The 24,251-nt window shown below is 68.5% G+C and carries 17 protein-coding genes; 7 read left to right on the top strand and 10 right to left on the bottom strand.

The window, feature by feature from the left end; genetic code table 11:
* Positions 1–36 precede the first annotated feature (36 nt).
* The 10 genes from DDE23_RS20020 to DDE23_RS19975 all read right to left on the bottom strand — a co-directional run bounded on the left by DDE23_RS20020 (position 37) and on the right by DDE23_RS19975 (position 15,011).
* The gene (locus DDE23_RS20020; RefSeq protein ID WP_202863296.1) at positions 37–1,464 is read right to left on the bottom strand and encodes an amidase; all 1,428 of its coding nucleotides are present in this window, start codon (positions 1,462–1,464) and stop codon (positions 37–39) included.
* Positions 1,461–2,846, bottom strand: a complete 1,386-nt coding sequence (locus tag DDE23_RS20015) for an aminotransferase (RefSeq protein WP_116548257.1) — start codon at positions 2,844–2,846, stop codon at positions 1,461–1,463. Before DDE23_RS20015 ends, DDE23_RS20020 begins: the two co-directional genes overlap by 4 nt.
* Positions 2,843–3,241: a RidA family protein gene (locus tag DDE23_RS20010; protein WP_107754291.1), complete on the bottom strand. Its 399-nt coding sequence runs from the start codon at positions 3,239–3,241 to the stop codon at positions 2,843–2,845. Before DDE23_RS20010 ends, DDE23_RS20015 begins: the two co-directional genes overlap by 4 nt.
* Before the next feature lie 12 nt (positions 3,242–3,253).
* The gene (locus DDE23_RS20005; RefSeq protein ID WP_107754289.1) at positions 3,254–4,009 is read right to left on the bottom strand and encodes an IclR family transcriptional regulator; all 756 of its coding nucleotides are present in this window, start codon (positions 4,007–4,009) and stop codon (positions 3,254–3,256) included.
* Positions 4,009–6,036 carry an alpha-ketoacid dehydrogenase subunit alpha/beta gene (locus tag DDE23_RS20000; RefSeq protein ID WP_238150068.1) on the bottom strand — a complete coding sequence of 676 codons (2,028 nt, stop codon included), beginning with the start codon at positions 6,034–6,036 and terminating at the stop codon, positions 4,009–4,011. Before DDE23_RS20000 ends, DDE23_RS20005 begins: the two co-directional genes overlap by 1 nt.
* 150 nt (positions 6,037–6,186) lie before the next feature.
* Positions 6,187–7,431 (bottom strand): MFS transporter, encoded by a 1,245-nt coding sequence (locus tag DDE23_RS19995; protein WP_107754288.1) that lies wholly within the window; start codon positions 7,429–7,431, stop codon positions 6,187–6,189.
* A 129-nt stretch (positions 7,432–7,560) separates the two neighbouring features.
* Positions 7,561–9,426, bottom strand: a complete 1,866-nt coding sequence (locus DDE23_RS19990; RefSeq protein WP_238150067.1) for an acetyl-CoA hydrolase/transferase C-terminal domain-containing protein — start codon at positions 9,424–9,426, stop codon at positions 7,561–7,563.
* On the bottom strand, positions 9,419–11,488 hold the full coding sequence (locus DDE23_RS19985; protein ID WP_107754284.1) for a 3-hydroxyacyl-CoA dehydrogenase NAD-binding domain-containing protein: 2,070 nt from the start codon (positions 11,486–11,488) through the stop codon (positions 9,419–9,421). Before DDE23_RS19985 ends, DDE23_RS19990 begins: the two co-directional genes overlap by 8 nt.
* Positions 11,485–12,768, bottom strand: coding sequence for an acetyl-CoA C-acetyltransferase (locus DDE23_RS19980; RefSeq protein ID WP_107754282.1), 1,284 nt, complete (start codon positions 12,766–12,768; stop codon positions 11,485–11,487). Before DDE23_RS19980 ends, DDE23_RS19985 begins: the two co-directional genes overlap by 4 nt.
* A complete protein-coding gene (locus DDE23_RS19975) occupies positions 12,765–15,011 on the bottom strand; it encodes an acyl-CoA dehydrogenase (RefSeq protein WP_107754280.1) in 2,247 nt (748 codons plus the stop codon). The genes DDE23_RS19980 and DDE23_RS19975 overlap by 4 nt, the downstream gene beginning before the upstream one ends.
* Before the next feature lie 407 nt (positions 15,012–15,418).
* Here DDE23_RS19975 and DDE23_RS19970 point away from each other — a divergent pair, with 407 nt between their 5' ends.
* The 7 genes from DDE23_RS19970 (at position 15,419) to DDE23_RS19940 (ending at position 24,251) form a co-directional block, all read left to right on the top strand.
* Positions 15,419–16,381: a LacI family DNA-binding transcriptional regulator gene (locus tag DDE23_RS19970; RefSeq protein WP_170121896.1), complete on the top strand. Its 963-nt coding sequence runs from the start codon at positions 15,419–15,421 to the stop codon at positions 16,379–16,381.
* Between the two features lie 203 nt (positions 16,382–16,584).
* Positions 16,585–17,142: an isochorismatase family protein gene (locus DDE23_RS19965; RefSeq protein WP_157958092.1), complete on the top strand. Its 558-nt coding sequence runs from the start codon at positions 16,585–16,587 to the stop codon at positions 17,140–17,142.
* Between the two features lie 25 nt (positions 17,143–17,167).
* On the top strand, positions 17,168–18,712 hold the full coding sequence (locus tag DDE23_RS19960) for an ABC transporter substrate-binding protein (protein WP_107754274.1): 1,545 nt from the start codon (positions 17,168–17,170) through the stop codon (positions 18,710–18,712).
* A 1-nt stretch (position 18,713) separates the two neighbouring features.
* Positions 18,714–19,646, top strand: coding sequence for an ABC transporter permease (locus DDE23_RS19955; RefSeq protein ID WP_107754272.1), 933 nt, complete (start codon positions 18,714–18,716; stop codon positions 19,644–19,646).
* A gap of 9 nt (positions 19,647–19,655) precedes the next feature.
* Positions 19,656–20,534 carry an ABC transporter permease gene (locus tag DDE23_RS19950; RefSeq protein WP_107754270.1) on the top strand — a complete coding sequence of 293 codons (879 nt, stop codon included), beginning with the start codon at positions 19,656–19,658 and terminating at the stop codon, positions 20,532–20,534.
* Positions 20,534–22,144, top strand: a complete 1,611-nt coding sequence (locus DDE23_RS19945) for a dipeptide ABC transporter ATP-binding protein (protein WP_107754268.1) — start codon at positions 20,534–20,536, stop codon at positions 22,142–22,144. The genes DDE23_RS19950 and DDE23_RS19945 overlap by 1 nt, the downstream gene beginning before the upstream one ends.
* A 16-nt stretch (positions 22,145–22,160) precedes the next feature.
* The gene (locus tag DDE23_RS19940; protein WP_107754266.1) at positions 22,161–24,251 is read left to right on the top strand and encodes a hydantoinase/oxoprolinase family protein; all 2,091 of its coding nucleotides are present in this window, start codon (positions 22,161–22,163) and stop codon (positions 24,249–24,251) included.

Below are 24,251 nucleotides of genomic sequence, written 5' to 3'. Positions count from 1 at the left end.
CCCATGTTGTAACTCCCTGTTGTGGTTGGTTGTCGTCTAGAACTTGCGCCCGGGCATTACCCAGGGGTTTGCCGATTCGAGTTGGGCGGCAAGGTTGAGGATGGTCGCTTCGTCGTTCAGCGCCGCAGTGAGCTGGATGCCCACCGGGAGCCCCTCTGCCGTCACCTTCATCGGAACGCTGGCCGATGGCAGGCCGGTGACATTGGCAGGCGCGGTGAACATGAAGGAATCGAGCACCCGGCTCCAGGCCGTGTCACATCCCACAGCCGCCGCGTCGAAATAGCCGAGCCGGGGCGGTGCGAAAGGCAGCACCGGCGACAGCCAGATGTCCTGCGTGGCGAAGAATTGCCCCATCGCCCGGGCCATCCCCTGGAAGAACACCAGATCGCGGATGTAATCGACCGCCCGGCGCGAGATGCCCAAAGCGAAGAGATGCTGGTTGAAGGGTTCAAGCTCGCGCACCAGAACCTCGGGATCGGCACCCCGGGCCGCCGCAATCGCGCTCAGTCCACGCGTGACCGTCATCGGCCAGAAGCTGGCCAGCGCCGCGCGGAAGGCAGTCCCGTCGAACGGAAGCGCGACCTCCTCGACCCGGTGGCCAAGGCCGCGCAGGATTTCGACCGCCTGCAGGACCGCCGCGCGACAGTCAGGGGCGGATTCCGTGCCGTCGGGCGCATCCAGGGTCACCCCGATCCGCAACCCACTCCGAGGCGTGGCGATCGACGAGAGGAAGCTCTCCGCCGGTTCGGGCGCGACATAGGGGTCGCCCGGCAAGGCCCCGGCGGTGGTATCGAGCACCGCTGCGCTGTCACGCACGGATCGCGACACGACATGTTCCGCCGTTATGCCACCGATGGCTTCGCCGACATCGGGCCCCAGCGTGATCCGCGCCCGGGACGGTTTCAGCCCGAAGAGCCCGCAGCATGAGGCCGGAATGCGGATCGAGCCTGCGCCGTCATTGGCATGCGCCACCGCGACATATCCCGCCGCCACCGCTGCCGCCGCCCCGCCCGACGAGCCGCCCGGCGTATGGGCGGTATTCCAGGGGTTGTGGGTGGGACCGCGCCAGACCGGCTCGGTCGTGCCCATCGTCACCATTTCCGGCACGTTGGTCTTGCCAAGGGTGACGAATCCGGCCTGACGATACCGCGCCATGAGCGCGCTGTCATGGTCGATCACGTTCTGGGCCAGCAGGCGGGCGCTGCCGGTCGTGGGGGTTCCTGCCATATGGCAATAGAAATCCTTCACCAGGAAGGGCACGCCACGAAACGGCCCCGCCGGCAGGTCGGCCGCCGCCTGTGTCAGAGCCTCGGTGAAGAAGCGCTGCGTCACGGCATTCAGGACGGGCTCGCCGGTTTCGATCCGGGCGATGGCGGCCTGCGCCAGTTCGACCGCGCTGACCTCGCCTCTGGCCACGGCTTCGGCCTGCGCCATTGCATCGCGGTCAAGAATCTCCTCGATCATGCCGTTTTCTCCTGCGGGATTGCGGCCAGCGTATCGGACAGGGCGTCAAGTGCCTGCCGCAGACGGGTGAACAGCAGGTCCAGCTCGGCGGGCGCAATGACCAGAGGCGGGCAGATGGCGATCGTGTCCCCGAGGTTGCGCAGGATCAGGCCTTGCTCCAGCGCCAAAGCGATGAGCCTGGTCCCCACGCCATCGGAAGCGGCAAAGGGCCGACGGGTGGCGCGATCTGCGACCAGCTCGACCGCGCCGATCAGCCCGACAGCGCGGGCATCACCCACCAGCGGATGAGAGGCCAGCGCCCCGACATGCGCGCGAAACGCCGGCGCCAGCGCCCGGACCCGGGCCAGCAGGTCCATCTCCTCGTAGATCTTCAGCGTCTCGAGCGCGACGGCGCTGGTCACCGGGTGCCCGGCATAGGTGAAACCATGGCCCAGGACGCCCAGGCGGCTGGCCTCGGCCCGGACCACCTCGTGAACCTCGGCGCTGAGCAGGGTTGCCCCGATCGGCTGGTAGCCCGAGGACAGCGCCTTGGCGACGCTCATCATGTCGGGCCGGAAGCCGAAGGCCTGGCAGCCGAACCATTCGCCGGTGCGGCCGAATCCGCAGATCACCTCATCGCTGAGCAGCAGGATTCCATGGCCTCGCAGCAGGGCGGCCAGCTTCGGAAAATAGCTGGCGGGCGGAAGGATGACGCCGCCGGCTCCCATCACCGGCTCGGCGATCATCGCCGCAATGCTTTGCGCCCCCTCGGCCTCGATCATCGCCGCGATGTCGCCGACAAGCCGGTCCGCGAATTCCTCCTCGCTTTCACCCGCCTTGCCGCCGGTGTAGAAATGCGGGGCCTCGGCAAAAAGGACGCCCGGATCCGGCCAGGCAAAGGCCCCCCGCATCGAAGGGATCCCGCTGAGCGTGGCGCCCAGGACCGTGCTGCCGTGATAGGCGCGACGGCGGCTGATGATCTTGCGCCGCTCGGGCGCGCCGCGGCCCGAATGGTAAAGCCAGGCCAGCTTGATCATCGTATCGACCGCTTCCGAGCCGGAATTGGCAAATATTGCCTTGCCATCCGGCATTGGCGACAGGGCGACAAGCCGCTCTGCCAGGTCGATCACCGCCGGATTCGAGCGTCGGTTGAAGGTATGATAGGTGCCGAGGCGGGCGATCTGTTCCGCCGCGGCGCGGGCCAGTCGCGGTTCGTTGAAGCCGAGGGCCGCGCACCACAGGCTTGACATGCCCTCCAGATAGGTGCGCCCGCTGCTGTCGGTGACAAAGACGCCGTTTCCGTGGTCCAGGATCATCGGCCCTTCGACCTCGAGCAGGGCAGGGTCGGTCTGGGGATGCAGGACAAAGGCCAGATCCGTCCGGGCAAGGGAATTGCGCATCATGCCGCCCCGATCCGTGCCGCGATGCATTCGACTTCCAGTTTCCACTCGGGCCGACCCAGCGCCTTGACCAGAACCAGCGAGGCTGCGGGAAAGGGCGCGGCGATCAGGGTGTCGCGCACCGCGCGGATTGCGGGCAGGTCTTCGGCCGCGACGACGAAGTAGGTCATCTTGACGATATCCGTGAAGGCGAAGCCCCGGCTTTCCAGAATGATCCTGAAATTCTCAAAGATGATCCGGGTCTGCTCGCCGGCATCGTCGGGGATCGAGCCATCGGGCCGCACACCGACCTGACCGGCCAGATGGAGGGTGGTCGCGCCGGGAGGAATGACCACCCCGTGTGAATAATTCCCGAAAGCGGCGGCGACATCCGTGCAGTCAAAAAGCGTGATGGTCATGATTTCTGTCCCTCAGTTGTGCTGAACCAGCGCGGCCAGTTTTTGCTGATAGGTTTCCCGGAAGGCATGAAAGCGCTCGGAGGGCGCGGACAAGGCCAGGGCATAGGGGGCGGTGCCTGCTTCCAGCGGCATCGCCATGCAGGAAATGCCGGGGGCGAATTCCTCGTTGTCATAGCCGATACCCTCGGCCCGGATCCGGGCGAACTCGGCCTGCAGGGATTTGAAATCGGTGATCGTGTTCTCGGTCAGCTTCGCAAGGGGCTGATGGTTGAGCAGATATTCCGCCATGCGCGCCGTGGCCGCATAGGCCAGAAGCACCTTGCCCGCCGCCCGTGCATGGGCATGCTCATACTGGCCATGCGGCATTTCGGCCGCGCGGATCGCATTGGCCCCGGCGGCGACCTCGATAATCACGATCTCGCCCCGCCACCAACCGACGACGTAGCAGGTCTCTCCGGTCTCATGGGCAAAGCCCCGCACCAGGGGCAGCATGTAATCCGGCGCCGAGAACTGCCGGCCGAAGGCCTCGGCCAGCGCGCCGACCCGCAGGCCAAGGCGGTAATTGCGCTGATCGTCGCGGGCGATGAAGCCGGTGTCCTCAAGGGTGTGGACCAGATGATAGGCCGTCTGCCGCTCGACCCCGATCGCCTCGGCGATCTCGCGCACGCTCAGGCCCTGATCGCTGCGGGCGATGGCGGTCAGGATATTGACCCCGCGCACCACGGAATTGATCTGAAGGCGTCCGCTCTTCTCTTTGCTTCCGGTCATCAGACATATGCCTCGCTTCGGGGTTGGGCGTTTGACAGCAACAATTCACGCGCTGCCTCGACGATCTTTGCCGCATCCGGCAAGAGCGCCGCTTGCAGGACCGGAGAGGCCGGCATCCGGACATCCGGCGTGGCGACCCTGCGGAACGACAGTGCCGCAGGACCCAGCCGCTCTGCCAGGCCGGTCACGATTTCCGCTCCGAACCCGCCGGTCAGATTGGCCTCATGAACCACCACGACCCGGCCGCCGGTCGCCGCAACCGTGGCACACACCCGGTCCCAATCCACGGGTGACAGCCAGCGCAGGTCCAGGACCGACACATCGGTTCCCTCCTCGTCCAGCGCTTCGGCGGCCGCCTCCACGGCGGGCATGACCGCGCCCCAGCCGAGCAACGTCAGGCTGGTGCCGCTGCGGCGCAGGGCCGCCCCGGCGGTGACCTGCCGCGCCGCATCGGGCCAGACGGGGCCGGGGCGCTGGTACAGCGCGCGGGATTCGATGATAACCGCCGGATCGTCGCCATGCATCGCCGCGCGCAGCATGTGATAGGCGTCATCGGCGGTCGAGGGGAGGCCGACCCGCAGCCCCGGCACATGGGCCAGCATTGCCTCCAGCGATTGCGAGTGCTGCGCGGTCGAGCCGGGCGTCGCCCCCTGCTGGACGCGGACGACCATCGGCGCCGTGCGGGTGCCACGCGTCAGATAGCGGATGTTCGCCGCCTGGTTGATGATCTGATCCATGGCCACCAGCAGGAAGTCGGCCCACATGATCTCGACCACCGGGCGCTTGCCTTCCAGCGCCAGCCCGACCGCCGAACCCAGGATGGCGGCTTCGGCAATCGGGGTATCGAAGACCCTGTCGGCGCCGAAATCCCTTTGCAGATAACGGGTTGCGCCAAAGATGCCGCCCGCGTGACCGACATCCTCGCCAAAGATCAGCACGTCGGCACGCTCTGCCAGCTCGCGCTTGAGCGCCTCGTTCACCGCCTGGATATAGGTGATCTCCTTCTCCGCGCCCCGTGGTTCCGCCTGGGCCTTCGCGGCCGGAACCGGGGCGACGACATGCTCTGCGGCGCTATCGGGATCAGGAAGAGGCATGGCGCGCACGGCATCCAGAACGGCGCTCCAGTCTCGGTCAAGTCGGTCCCGCAGGATTGCGAGCTCATCCGGGCTGCTCACCCCGAGCGTGCAGAGCCGGGCCTCCATCAAGGCCAGCGGGTCGCGGGTCAGGCTCTCCTGACGGTCGGACTTCGGCCGGTAATGTTCGATATCGCGGTTGTAATGCCCCCACAGCCGCGGGACGCGGCATTCGATCAGGGCAGGCCCCTTGCCGGCAAGCACCGCAGCGCGCGCCAGGGCAAAACTGTCCCTGACCGCCAGCGGATCGGTGCCGTCGATCGTGGCGGATTGCATGCCGTAGCCATTCGCGCGCCGGGCCAGGCGCTCCAGTCCGGTGATCGACGGCGTCGGGGTCATTTCCGACCAGCCATTGTTCTCGCAGACGAATATCACCGGCAGCTTGTAGGCGGCGGCAAAGACAAAGGCCTCATGCAGGGCGCCCTGGCTGGTGGCTCCATCGCCGAATGTCACGACGCAGACCCTGTTCGCTCCCTCCATTCTGGCCGCCAGCGCGATGCCGCAGGCGATCGGTCCCCCTGCGCCGACGATGGAGTTTTCACCGACAAACCGCTCATTCGGCGCCGTAATCAGGGCAGAGCCGCTCCGCCCGCCGTTCACGCCCGGCTGGCGGTGGCAGAGTTCGGCGAAGAATTCCCGCGCCGGAACGCCCGTTTCCAGCGCCCAGCCATGGCCGCGATAGGTGGCAATCACGCGATCATCCGCGCCCAACGCCGCCATGGCACCGACCGGGACCGCCTCCTGACCGGCGCAGAGATGCACGGATCCGGCGATCAGCGCTTCCTTGCTGGTGCTGTGATCGAGCGCGGACTGCTCGAACTGACGAATACGGTACATCCGCTCGTAGGAATGAAGCAGGAAATCAATGTCGGTATCGGTGAGAGAGGCGGGCAATTCTTTTCCCCCTGCGCCTTGCATCGTGTCGGGGGGACGTTAGGAAGCTGGGCCGAATTGGTCAATATAATTATGTAGTTATAACTATCTTATAAAACACGGCCGGAAGTGTCCGCATGTTTGCCGTCCCGCAGCGCCGATACCCCGCCGTCATCGCGCCTCAGGCGCCTCGTCCGAAGCGAAGGCGGCCGTCTCGGGCGTCGACATCCGGGCCATGGGCGCGGCCTGGAACACGGTCTTCAGCGAGGGAGCGATGGAGGACCGCTGGCGCAGGCGCCAGAGCGTGAAGAGGATCACGCCCAGATGGCAGAGCCCGGTGACGAGGAACATGGCCGAGGGGTCGAAAGCGCCCATCGCCAGCCCGGCAACAGTCGGCCCGATCACCGATCCGATACCCGAGACCAACAGCAGGCCGCCGCTGACCTGGATGAAGGTGCCGGGCGCGGCGTGGTCATTGGCATGGGCGACGATCACGGGATACATCACGAAAACGGTCGCCCCGAAACAGGCCGAAAGCCCCAGCAGGAACGCCGGGTCAGTGCTGCCGGTGACGATGAAGGCCAGATCAGTCGCCAGTGCCAGCACCGAAGCCCCCAGCAGCACCAGCCGCCGGTCGAACCGGTCAGAGGCCGCGCCGACCGGGATCTGCGACAGCGCTCCCGCCAGGATCGGGATGCTGGCGAAGAGGGCGATATCGGTCAGCGAGAAGCCGGCCCAATCGGCATAGACCGCGGCCAGCGTGCCGAAGGCCGAATTGGAGATGCCGACCATCAGCACCGCAAAGACCGCCACCGGCGAATTGCGCCAGAGCGCCGGCACGTCCAGCTTGACCACCGTCAGCGGCGTCGGGCTGGTGGTGGCGCCGACCGCGGTCGGCAGCAGGGCCAGGCAATAGACGATGGCCGCCAGCACGAAGAAGAAGATCCCCGAAGCCTCGCCCAGGGTCAGGATCATCTGCCCCGCCGTGGTCGCAGCCAGGTTGACCATGGTGTAGATGCCAAAGATCCGCCCGCGCGAGCCTGCGTCGGCTTTCTCGTTCAGCCAGCTCTCGGCGATCATGGCCGAGCCCGCGAAGCAGAAGCCCGAAAGCGCCCGGACCGGGATCCAGACCGCGGGCGAGATGATCAGCAGCGAGACGAGGATGGCGACCGCAGCCAGCGCGCACATGGCGCCGAAGGACCGGATATGCCCGACCCGCGCCACCAGCCAGGGCGTGAGCAGACAACCGGCGATATAGCCCACCGCCCAGCCGGTGCCGAGAAGGCCGAGGGAGGTGGCGCTGAAGCCCTCGGCGGTGCCGCGCACCGGCAGGATCAACCCGTTGATGCCCCCAGCGAAAAGCAGAAGGGCGGTGCCCGCGAAGAGGGCGGTGAGGGGAAGGATGTTTCGTGACACTAAAGGCTTTGTCGCGCGATCTTCGACTGTGATTTCGGATCCGGGCTCAAGGCGGCGGGGCGCCCGCCCGCTGCAGGTCAACGGCCGGGTGCGGGATTGGTTCCCTGCGGGATGCGGGGCGCCCTGCGGTCAGGGCGGCGAAGGTCGCCTTTCGCTGGCCTCCAGCGCCCCCAGCAGCGCCCAGCCTTCCAGCCGCTCGCCCAGCGTCGCGGCCGCATCCAACCCCATGCGCTGCATCGCGGCGACATGCCGGGCCCGCGCCCCGGCCCCGCCGCGGATTCCCTGCCAGATCAGCCCGGCCAGCGCCCTCTTGTCGCCCTGCGCCTGCGACAGCCGGTCCAGCGCCGGCAGCAATTGTTGCTCGACCGGGGTGAAATCGGTGCCGAAGGGGAAATCCGGCAGCGCCTTGGGGCGCAGCCAGCCCTCCAGCGCCTCGGGCGTGTTGCGCCGCCATTCCGGGGGCAGGGTGAAATCGCGCGCCAGCTTCCCGGCCTTCTGCGCCTTTGCCATCAGGCCGAGCTGAAAACGGCTGTCGGCGATCCGCAGCATGGCCATGACCACCTCCTCGTCCCGCTTGCCGCGCAGATCGGCCACGCCGTATTCGGTGACGACCAGATCGCGATAAGCGCGCGGCACGCTTTCATGCGGATGCTCCCAGAGGATGTTCGAGCGCAGCCTGCCCTTGCTCTGCCGTGTCGCGGGCAGGGTGATGATGGCCCGGGCGCCCTCCAGCGCGAAGGCCTGTTCGATGAAGTTGAACTGCCCGCCGATGCCGCTGACCTCCTGCCCCTCGGCCGTGGCATCGCTGACGATTCCGCCCAGCAGCGTGGCCTTCATCGCCGAATTGACGAAGCGCGCGTCGCGCCGGGCCGCGCGCTTGGCGGCCTCGTCGCCATAAAGCTGGTTGGTGAAGGAGACGGGCACCATCTGGATACGGGCGCGCTGCTCGGGGGGCAGGGCGTGGAGCCTTTCGTAGAAATTTCGACAATCCACGAAAAATCCCGCGTGGATCGCGGCGCCCTCGACCTCGCGGGTGATGATCCCGGCCTCGAAGAGGTGCAGGAGCCCGTCCACCAGCATCTCGGTCGCGCAATAGAGGCCTTGGCGGAACGGCCCGTCGCTGGCCAGTTCGCGGGGCAGGGGGGCGGCGAAGGGGCGGTCTTGCTGCAACGCAGCAAGGCGCCCCTCGTGCCGGGCGATCAGCGCATGGGCCACCGCGTCGCCGATGGCGCCGATGCCGATCTGCAGCGTGCCGCCGTCGCGGATCATCCCCGCGACCTGCAGGGCGATGGCGTGTTCGACCGCGCCGACCGGGCGCTTGACGACCGAGAAAAGCTCGAAATTCGGCGGATCCTGCAACAGGAAGGCCAGCGCCTCGCGCGGCAGGGTGGCGTCGGGTCCGGGCAGGGCCGGGAGGTTCGCGTTGGTCTCGCCCGCCATCAGGAAATCGAGCCGACCGGCGTGGCGGTCGCGCAGCAGGTCGGCGGTGATGTCGGTGTTGCAAGACAGGGTGAGCGTGCCCTCCGCATCCTCGCCCAGCAGCTGCAGCACCAGATTGGGCCGCCAGCGCCGCACCACCTCCAGCGCATGGGTGTAATTCGCGGCGATGTAATGGCGTTGCGCGGCCTCGACCCCCAGCCAGCGCCCGGCCAGCATGAAGAATTCCGCCACCTCGATATTCGCGGGCAGGGTGCCGTCGCGCAGCCGCTTGGCATAGTCGGGCACCGGATAGGCGCCGAACAGCCGCTCGCGCGCCGGGCCGAGGAAGCGCTTGGCCATGCCGCTGTCCGCCTCGGGCGGCTCAAGCGTCAGCGCGGTCAGGATCGAGAGCCGCACCTCGGGCCGCCGGGCCACGGCGCGGGTCAGCGCGTCCAGCAGCGTGACCGGCTTGCCCAGACCCAGCGGCAAGGCGAGCCGGATCTCGGGCCCGCAGCGGGCGATGAGGGCTTCGGCGATGTCCTCGGCCGGGGCGATGATCGGCGAGGTCTCAGCCAAGGCTGTCCCACCCGGCATCGGGGGTAAAGCGGCGACCCAACTGCTGTTCCAGCGCGCGCAGCCGCGCGGGCACGTCGCCCCGGACCCTGGCGTAATGCATCGGCCCGCCCCGGAACGGCGCCCAGCCCGCGCCGAAGATCAGCGCCGCGTCCAGCGTGTCGGCATCGGCCACCACGCCCTGACGCAGGCATTCCATCCCGGCGTTGCACATCGGCAGGATCAGCCGGTCGATGATCGCCGGATCCTCGTCCGCCTCGCCGGCCGTCTCGGGCGGGGATTCCCGCGCGTAATCATAAAGCCCCTTGCCGGCCTTCTTGCCGGTCTTGCCCTTCGCGACCTTTTCCCGCAGCCAGGCGGGCGGCTCGGGCAGGGGTTGCGCCACGCCCGAGGCCAGCGAGCGCGCCACGTCGAGGCAGATGTCGAGCCCCACCTGATCGACAAGCGTCACCGGCCCCATGGGCATCCCGAAAGCCAGCGCGGCGCGGTCGATGCGGGCCTTGTCCAGCCCCTCGTCCAGCATCAGCATCGCTTCCAGCATATAGGGCGCGAGGACCCGGTTCACCACGAAGCCGGGGTACTCGCGGACCCGCACCGGCAGGCGATCCAGCTCGCCGGCAAAGGCGCAGAGCCTGTCGAGCACCCCGGGCGCGAGCCCCTCGTGCGCCACCACCTCGATCAGCGGCATGCGCGAGACGGGGTTGAAGAAATGCAGCCCGGCAAAGCGCGCGGGATCAGGCGCGGCATCGACCAGATCGGTCAGGCGCAGGCTGGAGGTATTGCTGGCCAGGATCGCGCCCGGTTTCAGCACATCGACCAGCCCGGCATAGATCTTTTCCTTCAGCGCGGCACGCTCCGGCGCGGCCTCGATCACCAGATCGGCGCGGGCGCGGCCCAGCCCCTCGGGGTCGGGCATCAGCCGGTCGAGGGCATCGCGCGCCTCGATCCCCGAGAGGTGGCGGCGTTCGTAAAGCGTTGCGGCGCGGCTGACGGCCTTGCCCAGCGGCGGCAGCGCCACATCCTCCAGCGTCACGCGCTTGGCGCGCAGCGCGGCCCAGGCGGCGATTTCGGCGCCCATGGTCCCGGCGCCGATGACATGCACATGGGTGATGCCCGAGTCCCCCTTCGCCCCCGCCTTCAACTGGCGGCGCAGGAAGAAGACGCGGATCAGGGCCTGCGCCGTGGCGCTTTCCAGCAGCGTCGCGAACGAGGCGATCTCGGCCCGCTGCATCGCCTCCGGGTCACCGCCGTGGTCGTGCCAGAGGTCGATCAGCGCATAGGGGGCGGGATAATGGCGGCGGGGTGCGGTTTTCTCGGCCTCCTGCCGCATGCGGGTCGCGGCGAGGCTGCGGGCCGGGGCCAGCCGCAGCGCGCCCGCCTTCAGCCCGTCCTCGGCCGCGGGCAGCTGGCCGGTGCAGGCGGCCTCGATGGCGGCGTCGACATGGCGGGCGGGGACCAGCGCGTCCAGCAGGCCCAGCCGCTTGGCCTTGCGGTCGTGGATGGTCTTGCCGGTCAGCATGGCCTGCATCGCCTCAATCGGGTCGATGCGCTGGGTGAGCCGGAAGGTGCCGCCCAGCCCGGGGTGCAGGCCCAGCTGGACCTCGGGGAAACCCGCCTTCACCCCGTCGAGGCCGATGCGCCGGTCGCAGGCCAGCGCCAGTTCCAGCCCGCCGCCCAGGGTATGGCCATGGATCACGGCCACGGTCGGGATCTCCAGCGCGGCCAGCCGGTCCAGCACCGCATGGCCCTGGTTCAGCAGGCTCAGCGCCGCGTCGCGGTCGAGGCCCGCGAAGCCGTCGATGTCGGCACCCGCGGCGAAACCCGAGGGCTTGGCGGAGCGGATCACCAGCGCCCTGGCCCCGGCCAGATCGCCCAGCAGCTGGTCCAGCTCGCGCAGCACGGTTTCCGAAATGACGTTGGTCCCGGTCCCGGGGCAATCGAGCCAGAGGGTCACGACGCCCGCAGAATCGCTCCGCCGCCAGCAGGTCAGCCCGGCGGGCCGCGGGGCATCGGCGCCCGCCTCGGCGGCGGGATCGGCGGTCAGAGTGTCGATGGGATCGGTCATGCGGCCTCCAGCAGCATCGCGCCGCCCAGCCCGCCGCCGATGCATTCGGTGGCGATGCCGCGGCGCAGGTTGCGGGCCTTCAGCGCATTGGCGAGGTGCAGCACGATGCGGTTGCCGCTGGTGCCGACCGGATGGCCGAGGCTGATCGCCCCGCCATCGACATTGAGCCGGTCGCGGTCGATCCGCCCGAAGGCGGCATCATAGCCCAGCACCTCGCGGCAGAACGCGTCATCCTGCCACGCGGCGAGGCAGGAAAGGACCTGCGCAGCGAAGGCCTCGTTCAATTCCCACAGGTCGATGTCGCCGACCGACAGCCCGTGCCGCTGGGCCAGCGGCGTCGAGGCCAGGACCGGCCCCAGCCCCATGATCGCGGGATCCAGCGCCGCCCATTCGCTGTCCACGATCCGGGCCAGCGGCGTCAGGCCATGCGCCTCGACCGCGGTTTCCGAGGCCAGCAGCACCCAGGAGGCGCCGTCGGTGATCTGGCTGGAATTGCCCGCCGTCACCTTGCCGAAAGGCGGCTCGAAGACCGGCGAGAGCTTGGCGAGCTTGTCGAGCGAACTGTCGGGCCGGACGCCATCATCGGCCTCATGCACGCCGCCCTCGCGGTCGAAGGCGGGCATCACCTCGCCCTTCAGGGCGCCGCTCACCTGCGCCGCGGCAAGCCGCTTGTGGCTGTCCACGGCATAGGCATCGGCGCTGGCGCGGTCGATGTGGAAGCGATGTGCCAGAACTTCGGCCGTCTGGCCCATGTTCAGCGCCGTTATCGGGTCGGTCAGCCCGCGTTCCAGCCCGATGACGGGCGAGAAGAAATTGGGCCGCACCTCGCTCAGCGCCTTCATCTTGGCGAGGGGCGACTTCGCCCGTGCCAGTTCGCCGAACCATTCCGTCGCCTCGTGGCGATAGACCAGCGGCGCGTGGCTCAGCGCCTCGGCGCCGCCGGCCAGGATCATCTGATGGCTGCCGTCGCGGATGTAGCGATAGGCGGTGTCGATGCTCTGCATGCCCGAGCCGCAGTTGATCTGCACGGTGAAGGCCACGGTCTGCTCGCCGAGCCCAAGGCGCAACGCGGCGACGCGGGCCGGGTTCATCTCGTCCTGGATGACATTGACGCAGCCCAGGATCACCAGCTCGATGGCCTGCGGCGCGAAGGGCTGGCGCGCCAGCAGCGGGCGACCGCATTGCACGGCCAGATCCACGGGCGTGAAGGGCCCGGGCTTGCCGCGCGCCTTCAGGAAGGGGGTGCGGGCGCCGTCGACGATATAGACCGGGCGGCTCATTCCGCGGCCTCGCGATGCTGCGGCGGCTGCGGCGGGGTGAGGCCCGGATAGAGCCGCGCCAGCGTCTCGGGCGAGAAATCGTCCACCGCCACGACGCGGCGCACGGCCTCGTCGGCCTCGGTCAGGCGGGCGAGGTCGGCATCGGACAGCACCCCGGCATTGCGCGCGGCATCGGGGGTTTTCTTCAGGTCGCGCAGGCGCTTGCGCAGCGGCTCGGTATCCAGCACCAACCGATAGGCGTGTTCCAGCAGGCCCAGCCCGCTGTCGGCCGCGCCGGGATGCAGCCGGCCGACCAGCCGGTCGCGGGTCTCGGAGGGGTGATAGACCAGCATCGCCACCTTCTCGATCAGCGCATGCGAGGGGCCGCGGGCATGGGCCCGGGGCCGGGTGACGATCCGCAACAGCCAGCGCGCCCAGGGGGCGGGGAAATTGGCGATCACCGCATCCAGCGCCTCGCCGATGGCCTGGAACGAGGTCTCGGCCACATGGCGGAGCAGCGGCAGATCGGCCTCGGGGCGGCCGTCATCCTCCCAGCGCTTCAGCGCCGCGGCGACGAGGAACATCTGGGACAGCGCATCGCCCAGCCGGGCCGAGATCATCTCCTTGCGCTTCAGCGCGCCGCCCAGCGTGAGGAACGCGAGGTCAGCGGTGAGGGCGAAAGCCGCCGACCAGCGCGACAGCCGGCCATAGAGGTCGCGCGCCTTGCCCGCCTCGCGCGGGGCCGGGCCCTTGCCGGTCAGCGATCGGCCGAAGGCGCGGAAGGCGGTCTTGGTGGCATGGCCGGCATGGGCCCAGAAGAGCCGGTCGAAATCATCGAGCGCCTTCTCGCGGTCGGGCTCCTGCAGCGCATTCATTTCGTCCAGCAGATAGGGATGGGCGCGGATCGCCCCCTGACCGAAGATAATCAGGTTGCGGGTGACGATATTGGCGCCTTCGACGGTGATGCCGATGGGAATGGCGCGATAGGCGGGTTGCAGATAGTTCAGCGGCCCGTCGATCACCGCCTTGCCGGAATGCACGTCCATCGCATCGTTGACGCTGTGGCGCATCCGCTCGGTTGCGTGGTACTTCATGATCGCCGAGATCACCGCCAGCTTCTTGCCCTGATCGAGGATCGCGGTGGTCAGCCGTCGCCCGGCGTCGATGGCATAGGCGTTCGAGGCGATGCGCGCCAAGGGCTCCTGCACCCCGCCGAACAGGCCGATGGGCAGGTTGAACTGGGTGCGGATCCGGGCATAGGCGCCGGTGGTATGGGCCGAGAGCGCGGTCGCGGCGGCAGAGAGGGAGGGCAGCGAGATGCCCCGCCCGGCGGCCAGCGCGCTCATCAGCATCATCCAGCCGCGCCCGGCATAATCGGGGCCGCCGATGATGTTCTCCAGCGGGATGAAGACGTCATGCCCCTCGGTCGGGCCGTTCATGAACATGGTCCCCGAGGGCATGTGCCGCCGCCCCGTCTCGACCCCCGGCAGGTCGGTCGGAACCAGTGCGCAGGTGATGCCGGGTTCGGGATCGTCGCCCAGCAACCCCTCGGGGTCGCGCAGTTTGAAGGCGAGGCCCAGCACGGTGCAGACCGGCGCCAGGGTGATGTAGCGCTTGGCCCAGTTGAGGCGGATGCCCAGCACCTCCTCGCCCTGCCACGGACCACGGCAGACCACGCCCTCATCGACCATGGCCGAAGCGTCCGAGCCCGCCTGTTCGCTGGTCAGGCCGAAGGCGGGCAGCTCCTCGCCACTGGCGAGGCGCGGCAGCCAGTGCGCTTTCTGCGCCTCGGTGCCGAATTGCAGGATCAGCTCGCCCGGGCCCAGGGAATTGGGCACCATGACCGTCACCGCGCCGACCACCGAATGGCTGGAGATGTAGCGCACCACCTCGGAATGGGCATAGGCCGAAAAGCCGAGGCCGCCGTGCTCCTTGGGGATAATCATCCCGAAGAACCCGTGCCGACGCAGGAAGGCCCAGGCCTCGGGCGGCAGGTCGGCGTCAACGCGGTCGATCTGCCAGGTGTCGATGAGGTTGCAGAACTGCCGGCAGGGGCCGTCGACAAAGGCCTGTTCCTCGGGCGTGAGGCGGGGCGCGGGGACGCCGCGCAGCACCGACCAATCGGGATTGCCGGTGAAAAGCTCGGCCTCGAAATGCACCTCACCCGCCGCAATGGCTTCGGATTCGGTCTTGGACAGGCTGGGAAGCGCGGTCTGCGCCCAGTCAAAGATGCGTCGGCTGAGATGGTCGCGGCGAAAGCTCATGCGGAAGTCCTCCCGCTAAGGGAACCCGACCGTTTCCGTATGGTTCCACACCACCCGGCCCGACGTCGCCGCCCGGCGCCGGTCGGAAGGGGCTCTGTCAGATCGTCCATGCCTCGTTGTGGCGGCATCCCCGACGCGACCGGGGATCAGGGCCACAGATGAGTTATGGCGATGCCAAGGACCGACGGTGCCAAACGGACATGAGCAGCGTCTTGACGACGCCCGCCGCAGGTGGCTTCTCGTCCGGGGGCGATACAAGACTGGAAATCGACGGAGTCCCGAGCACTTAGGGGCCCTAAGTCACAGGCCGACGCACGAGGCCCCTCGATCCGTCGCAAGTCGGCGGCTATCATCCGGCAGGTACATAGGCGAGCTTGTTCACCATGAGGTCTGATCGAACACCGACGATGAAGGACGTTGCGCGGCGCGCCAATGTCTCGCTCGGCACCGTCTCGCGCATCGTCAACAGCAATGCCACCGTCGCGCCAGAGCTGCGCCGCCATGTCGAGGCGGTGATCCGAGAGCTGGGCTATCGCCCGAATGTCTCGGCCCGGACCATGCGCACGCGGCGCACCCATGCCATCGGCATCATCGTCACCGACCTGCGGCAGCCGGTCGCCGCGACGCTGGTGGCGCAGGCCTCGGAAATCGCCCGCCGCCATGGTTTCGCGCCCATCGTCGGGGATTTCCAGAACGACGCCGCGGCCGAGGAACGCCTGCTGAGCTTCATGGCCGAGCGCAGCGTGGACGGCCTCGTGCTGACCATCAGCTCGGACGAGGATGCGGCACTGCTCGACCGGCTCGAAGCGATGGGGATTCCCGTGGTGCTGTGGGAGCGCGACACCGGCGGGCGTTTCCCCTCGGTGCGCACCGATCATCGCGCCGGCGCGCGGATGGCGGCCGAGGCGTTGCGGCGGCGCGGGCGGAAGCGGGTGCTGCTGATTGCCGGACATGAACACACCTGGACCGGGCGCGAGCAGGTGGCCGGGATGCGCGACGGCCTTGGTTCCGGGGCGAGGCTCGAGGTCGTGCATACCGGGCGCTTCGACCCCGCCACCTTCCGCGCCGCGCTACAGGCCGAGGATCCGGTCGATGCGGTCGTGGCCAATGTCCATGACATTCCCGCGGTGCTGGGTGCGGTGGAGGAAGCCGGACTCGCCTGCCCGGGGGATCTTTCGGTGATCTCCATCGGGGACGATCCGTTCCTGTCCATCTGCCGGCCGGCCGTCTCGGCGGTGGTGCTGCCAAGCCGGCGCGTCGCGTCCGAAGCGGCCGAGCTTTTGCTGCAACGCCTTGATCCCAAAGCCCGTTCCGCCCCGGCCCCGGCATTCCCGCTGGCGCCCGGGTTCATTGATCGCAAATCCGTGTAAGAAAACACTGGACGGCTGATGAATCGTTTCATTAGAGTTGATGAAACGATTCATCGGGTGATTCCAACATGAGAGACGCGGGCGACAGGAGGGGCGAGGGGACAGGGCCGACACGGCGTGCGATGATCGCCGGCGCCTTGTCGCTGGGTTTCATTCACAGCCTTCCCCAAAGCGCGCGCAGTCAGCCCATCGAGGAGAGCCCCATGCCGATCGACCCCCGCCGCAGCGCGCTTGTCCTGCTGCATTACCAGACCGACATCCTCGCCCTCTTTGCCGAGGCGGGTATCGACGCCTATGTCCAGCGCATGGCCCGGCTTGCCGGGGCTGCGCGAGGGGCCGGGGTGCCGGTCTATCTGGTGCGGATCGGTTTCAGCCCCGATTACCGCGAGATCAGCGCGAACAACCAGAACGGCCAGATGATCCGCAGTTTCGGTCTGTTCACCAACGACGCGATCCCCGATGCCCTCCGGGGGAGCGGCGATACCGAGATCACCGCCCATCGCGTCAGCGCCTTCAAGGGCACCGATCTTGACCTCTCGCTCCGGGCGCGGGGCATCGACACGCTGATGATGGCCGGGATCACCACCTCGGGGGTAGTGTTCTCGACCCTGGCCGAGGCCAGCGACCTCGACTACCGGATCCTGCTGATCGCCGACGGCTGTTTCGAGCCGGACGCCGCGGCGCAGGAAGCCCTGCTGCGCGTGCCTTTTGCCACGCGGGCCGAGGTCACCACCACCGACGCACTGCTTGCCCAGCTCTGACCCCTTCGTCCGAAAGGAAACTGCCATGCTGTCCCGCCGACATTTCCTCGCTACAGCCGCCAGCCTGACCGCCAGCCTCGCCGGGGGCTTCGCCACCCGCGTCGATGCGCAGGGGCGCAAGGTTCTGGTGGCGACGATCCCGTCGAACCCCTCGACACTGGATCCGCTGAACCAGAGCAACCATGACGCGATGGCGGTCAGCCAGCTGATCTACCAGAACCTGCTGGAGGTGGATGTGGACGGCAATCTGGTGCCCCAGCTGGCCGTCGACCTGCCCGAGATCTCCGAGGATCGACTGACCTATACCTTCCGTCTGCGAGAGGGGGTGCGGTTCCACAACGGCGCGCCCTTCACCGCGGCGGATGTGAAATACTCCTATGATTACATGCTCGATCCGGCCAACGAGGCCCTGCGCCGGTCCTACTGGACGGCGATCGAGCGCGTCGAGGTCCTGTCCGATTACGAGGTCCGCTTCCACCTCTCGCGGCCCTACCGCCCGCTTCTTTCGTCGATGACCAAATACATGGGCATCTTCCCCCAGGGCTCGCGCGAGGCGGCGGCGGACGCGTTCCAGAGCGCCCCCGCGGGTCTGGGCACCGGGCCTGCGATCTTCTCCGAGGCACAGACCGGCGCCTATGTCGAACTGCTGCGCAATCCCGATTACTGGGGTGAGGCGCCCGATTGGGATGTCGTCCGCTTCGAGATCGCGGGCGAGGCGAACGCCCGTCTCGCCGCGCTGATGAGCGGCACGGCAGATGTGGTCGGCGGCCCTGCGGCGCGCGATTTCCTGCGCCTGACGGCCGAGGGCGGCGGCTTTTCGGGGGCGTCGAAGCCGGCGCTCGGGGCGGCGATGATGCTCATGCACAACTGCGCCAAAGCCCCGTTCGACGACCGGAACTTCCGCATCGCCGTGGCCCGCGCCTTTGACCGCGCCGCGATTGCCGAGCGGATCTATGGCGGATTGCTCGAGGAGACCTCGGTCCTTGTGCCGACGGCCTCGGCGCTGCATTCCGCCGAGGCCGATGCCCGGCTGTCGATGGATCTGGAGGCGGCCCGTGCCGCGCTCGCCGACAGCGCCCATGCCGGGAACGCCGCCTTCGAACTGACCTATCCGACCGACGCCTACCTGCTCGATGTGCGCGACACCGCGCTCTATATCCAGGCGGCCCTGGCCGAGGTGGGGATCACCGTCACACTGAAGCCGCTGGAGACAGGGCAGATGTTCGGCGACATCTTCGGCGGCAACCACCAGTCGGTGCTCTGGGCCGTGGTGGGGACGACCGATCCGACCTTCATCATGAACGCCCTGTTCATGCCGGGCCAGTCGCTCAATGTCGGCACCGGTTTCAGCTCGGAGGCGCTGACCGCGGCCATCGAAGAGAGTTTCGCGGCCCGCGACGAGGATCTTGCGCCGATCCTGGCCCGCGCACAGGCAATCCTTGCCGACGAGGCCCCGGCGGCCTTCATCGGTACGCCCAAGGCCTTCAATCTCTGGGGCGCCGACGTGACCGAGATGCCGGTGAACACCGGCATCACCCTGCGGCTTCGCGACGTGAAGCTCGCGGCCTGAGATGCCGGTTCTGACCCGCCTCGCCAGCGCCCTGATGGTGCTCTTCGTGGTCAGCGCGATGATCTTCGCGCTGACCCGGCTGGGCGGCGTTTCGCCCGCGCGGCTGGTGCTGGGCGCCGACGCGCCCGCCGAGAGCCTCGCCGCCTTCGAGGCCGAGCACGGCCTGGACCGGCCCATCGCCGTGCAATACCTGGCATGGCTGCGCGCGCTGCCGGCCGAGGGCTTCGCCCGCTCCTATGTCACCGGCCAATCGGTGAACCAGCGGCTGGCCGAGACGCTGCCGCTGACGCTGGAACTGGTGACGCTGGCCTTCGTGCTGGCGGTGGTGGGGTCGGTCGCGCTGGGATCGGCCTCGGCCTATGGCGAGAACCGCTGGCCCGATCATGCCGTGCGCATCCTCGCCATGGCGGCGCTGTCGGTGCCGGGGTTCTGGCTGGGCCTCCTGTTGATGCGGCTGGTGGGTGTGCAACTGGGCTGGCTGCCACCGGTGGGCGTGATCCCCTGGGCGCGCGGGGTCTGGCCGCATCTGTCCTCGCTCCTGCTGCCGGCGCTGGCGATTGCGATCTATTACATCGGCGCCATGTCCCGGCTGATGCGCGCCAGCCTGATTGACGTGCTGGGGCAGGATTACACCCGTACCGGCGTGGCGCTGGGACTGCCGGCGCGCACCCGCTATGTCTATACGCTGCGCAACGCCCTGCCGCCCTTCGTCTCGATGGCGGCCATGTCCTATGGCTACATGTTCGGCTGGGCCGTCATTGTCGAAATGGTGTTCAACCTGCCCGGCCTTGCCAATGCGCTGCTGACCGCGATCTTCCAGCGCGATTACCCGATGATCCAGGCCATCGTGCTGCTGATTACCCTCGTGTTCGTGCTGGCCTCGACCGCTGCCGATCTGATCCAGCGCGCGCTGAACCCGCGCCTCGCGACCTGAGGAGGGATCATGTCCGCGCTCTCCCGCTCTCCTGTCGCCCTTCTGGGCCTGGCGCTGGTCCTGGCCATGGGGCTGATCGCGCTGCTGGCTCCGGTACTGCCGCTGCCCTCGCCGACCGCGACCAGCATCCTCGACACCTATCTGCCGCCCTCGGCCGAGCATTGGTTCGGCACCGATGCGCTGGGGCGCGACGTGCTGGCGCGCACATTCTGGGGCGCGCGCTCGTCCCTGGCGATCGGCCTGGGGATCGTGGTGATCGGCATGGTGCTGGGCGTTTCGCTGGGCCTAGCCGCCGCCGAAGCCGCCGGCAGCCTGTTCGAGGAGCTGGCCATGCGTCTTGTCGATATCTTCGCCGCGATCCCGGTGCTGATCTGGGCCATCGCCGTGGTCGGCATCGTCGGCACCGGCGCCACGCAGATCGGCCCGGTGAGCCTGTCGAACGAGGCAAAACTGGTGCTGCTGGTGGGCGTCCTGTTCTTCCCCGGCATCGCGCGCATCACCTATGGCCTGGCACTGGCCGAGCTGAAGCAGGAATATGTCGATGCCCGCCGCCTGCCGGGTACCGGCAGCGCGGCGATCCTGTTCGGCGACGTGCTGCCCAACATCCTGTCGCCGCTTCTGGTGCAGGCCAGCGTGCTGGTGGGCATCGGCATCATCATCGAAGCCTCGCTGTCCTTCGTCGGCCTCGGTGTGCAACCACCGATGCCCAGCTGGGGCTCGATGCTGGCGGACAGCAAGCAGACGGTGTTCAGCGGCGAATACTGGCTGTCGCTGTTCCCGGGTCTGGCGATTTTCCTGTCCGTGATCGGCTTCAACCTCTTGGGCGACGGCCTGCGCGACCTGTTCGACCCGCGCCGCCGCACCCGCCTGCCGAAGGAAACCGCCTGATGGATGCGCTGTTGCAGATCGAGGATCTGGATGTCCGCTTTGGCACCTTTCACGCGGTGCGCGGCGTCTCGCTGCATCTGGCGCGCGGCGAGAAGCTGGCGATCATCGGCGAAAGCGGCTCGGGCAAGAGCGTGACCGCCCTGTCGGTGATGCGGTTGCTGGACGGCGCGGCGCGGACTGCGGGGCGGATCCTGCTGCAGGGCGAGGACGTGCTGTCGCTGTCCGCCTCGGCGCTGCGACAGATGCGCGGGCGGCGGGTGGCGATGGTTTTCCAGGATCCGATGACCTCGCTCAACCCGGTGTTTCCGGTCGGGCGGCAGATCGGCGATGTGCTGGCCGCGCATACCGACCTGTCCGGCGCGGCGCGGCGCGGTCGGGCCATCGATCTGCTGGCCCAGGTCGGCATCCGCGAGGCCGAGCGTTGCCTCACCCTCTATCCGCATGAACTGTCCGGGGGGATGCGGCAGCGGGTGATGATCGCGCTGGCGATCGCCTGCGATCCCGCCTTGCTTATCGCGGACGAGCCGACCACGGCGCTGGATGTGACCGTGCAGGAGCAGATCACGCGGTTGCTGGTCGATCTGTGCCGGGCGCGCGGCATCGGGCTGCTGTTCATCTCGCACAACCTTGATCTGGTCGGGGAATTCGCCGACCGCATCGCGGTGATGCACGAGGGCCGGATTGTCGAGATGGGCGAGGCGGCGCAGGTCATGGGGGCGCCGCGGGCCGAGTATACGCGGAAGCTCTTGGCGGCGATCCCCCGGATCGGCCTGCCGGGCGAGGGCCGGATACCCGACACGCCCGTGGTGCTTGAGACCCGCGCGGTCAGCCGCGCCTATCCGCGCGCGCGCTCGGCCGTGGCAAGGCTCTGGGACCGGCGGCAGGTGCAGGCGCTTCGTCCCTCGGACCTGCAGGTCCATGCCGGGCAGGTGCTGGGCATCGTCGGCGAGAGCGGCTCGGGCAAGTCGACGCTGGCGCGGCTGCTGATCGGGCTCGACCTGCCAACCAGCGGCACCGTGCTGTTGCAAGGCGCTCCGCTGAAGCCCCGCGACCGGGCCGGGCGCCGCGCGCTGTCGCGCCGGATCCAGCTGGTGTTTCAGGGCAGTCAGGCCTCGCTCAACCCGCGCAAGACCATCCGGCGGGCCCTGTCCGAGGCGATGCAGGCATTGCCCCGCGCCGAGCGGCGCAGCCCCGGGGCGCTGATGGAGCTTGTACGCCTCGATCCCGCGCTGCTGGATCGCTATCCGCACCAATTGTCGGGCGGCCAGCGTCAGCGCGTCGGCATCGCCCGGGCGCTGGCGACCAGCCCCGACATCCTGATCGCCGACGAGCCCACCTCCGCGCTGGACGTTTCGGTGCAGAAAGAGATCATCGAGCTTCTGCAAGCGCTGCAGCGCGATCTCGGCATGACGCTGATCGTCATCAGCCACGACCTCGGGCTGATCGGCACGATCTGCGACCGGGTCCTCGTGATGCGCGCGGGCGCCATCGTCGAGACCGGCGAGGCGCGGCAGGTCCTGACCCATCCCGCCACCGATTACACCCGCGCGCTGCTGGCTTCGCTGCCCAAGGGGCTGGCCGGCCGCGCCCGTTTCGCAAGCCCCGCCTGATCCACAGGAGAGACCCGTGACCATTACCTACCGACTGGGTGCCGACATCGGCGGCACCTTCACCGATGTTGTTCTGCGCGGTAACGATGAAACGATTCATCAGTGCAAGGTCTCGTCCACGCCGGCGGATTATTCGCTGGGCATCCTGAATGGCGCGCAGGAATTGCTGAGCCGCGTGGGTGCCGATCCGGCGCAGGTGTCCGAGATCATCCATGCCACGACCGTCGCCACCAACACCGTGCTGGAAGGCAAAGGCGCGAAAACGGCGCTGGTAACGACGCGCGGCTTTCGCGACGTGGTCGAGATCGGGCGGCTGCGCGTGCCGCAGCTTTATGACCTGAACTACGTCAAGCCGGTGCCGCTGGCCCTTCGACGTCACCGCTATGAGGTCAGCGAGCGCATGCTGGCCGACGGCTCGGTCCTGGTGCCGCTGGCCGAGGCGGAGCTGACGACAATCGCGGCCGAGATCCGCGCCGCCGGGATCGAGGCGGTGGCGATCAGCTTCCTGCATTCCTACGCCAACCCCGATCACGAAGCCCGCGCCTTCGCCCTGCTGGCCGAGGCGCTGGGGCCGGACATCTACCTCACCCGCTCGACCGAAGTCCTGCCCGAGATCCGCGAATACGAACGCACCAGCACTGTCGTGGTGAACGCCTATCTGGGGCCGGTGGTGAAGCGCTACCTGCTGTCGCTGGAACGCCGTCTGGCCAGCGCGGGGCTGGCGGCGCCCCTGTCCATCGTCCAATCCTCGGGCGGGGCGATGAGCGCGCGCGCTGCGGCCGAGATCCCGGCGGCGATCATCGAAAGCGGTCCGGCGGCCGGGGTGATCGCGGCGGCGAATCTCGGGCGCGCCGCGGGCTATGGCGAGATCATCACCTTTGACATGGGCGGGACCACGGCGAAGGCCGCGATGATCGAAGGCGGCGAGCCAACGCGCACCACAGAATACGAGGTGGGGGCGGGGATCAACCTCAGCTCCAAGCTGGTCAAGGGTGGCGGGCATTCGGTCAAGATGCCTTTCATCGACGTCTCCGAAATCGGCGCGGGCGGCGGCTCGATCGTGCGGCTCGACGCGGGCGGGGCGCTGCGGGTGGGCCCGGACAGTGCCGGATCCTCGCCGGGGCCCGCCTGCTATGACCTCGGCGGCGAGGATCCGACCTTCACCGACGCAGCGGTGGTGCTGGGGTATCTGAACCCCGAGCATCTGGCAGGCGGCGCCGTGGCGCTGAATGCCGCGAAGGCGCGCGACGCCTTGCAGGCGCGCGTGGCAGGTCCGGCCGGGCTGACGCTCGATCAGGCTGCGAGCGGCGTCTATGCCATTGCCGCGGCGACGATGATGCGGGCGGTCAAGGCGGTCTCGACCTATCGCGGCCGCGACCCGCGCGACTTTGCGCTCTTTGCCTTCGGCGGCAACGGTCCGCTGGTCGCGGTCCAGGTGGCGGAACTGCTGGACATGGGCCGCGTGGTGGTGCCCCCCAGCCCGGGCGTCTTTTCGGCCCTGGGCCTGCTGCATTCGCAGACCAGGCGCGAACTGACGCGCACTGTCTATCGGCCCTTGGCCGCGCTGACGCCCGAGGCGCTTCAGCACGGCCTCGACGCCCTGCGCGAGGGTGTCGCGCGGGCGCTGGCCGACGAGGGCTGCGCACCCGACGCCATGCGGTTCCAGATCGAGGCCGACCTGCGCTACGTCGGTCAGGCCTATGAGCTGACGGTTCCCGTCGCCGCCGAGCTGCCGGAGGGGATTCTGGACGCCCTCGGCGCGGCTTTCCATGGCGAACACGCCCGCACCTACGGCCATGCCTCGGACGAGGACGCGGTCGAACTGGTGAACCTGCGGCTGATCGGCCTGCGCGCCGACAGCGGCGACCGGACCTTCCGCGCCCCGCCGCTGGGCACGCCCGCGCGCGGCACGCATCATCGCAAGGTCCATTTCGCGGCGCTCGGTGCCCGCGTCGCCACACCGGTCCTGACCCGCGCCGATCTGGCCGGAGGCCGCCGTGCCGGGCCGCTCATCGTCGAGGAATACGACAGCACCACCGTCGTGCCGCCCGGCTGGGGCGCCGAACTCGACGCCTTTACCAACATCGTCATCACCAAGGAGGCCTGA

This window comes from Pararhodobacter aggregans, from assembly GCF_003075525.1.
In the GTDB taxonomy this organism is placed as follows: Bacteria; Pseudomonadota; Alphaproteobacteria; order Rhodobacterales; family Rhodobacteraceae; genus Pararhodobacter; species Pararhodobacter aggregans.
Note: the sequence above shows the minus strand (reverse complement) of the source record. Positions and strands in the feature narration are given on the sequence as shown.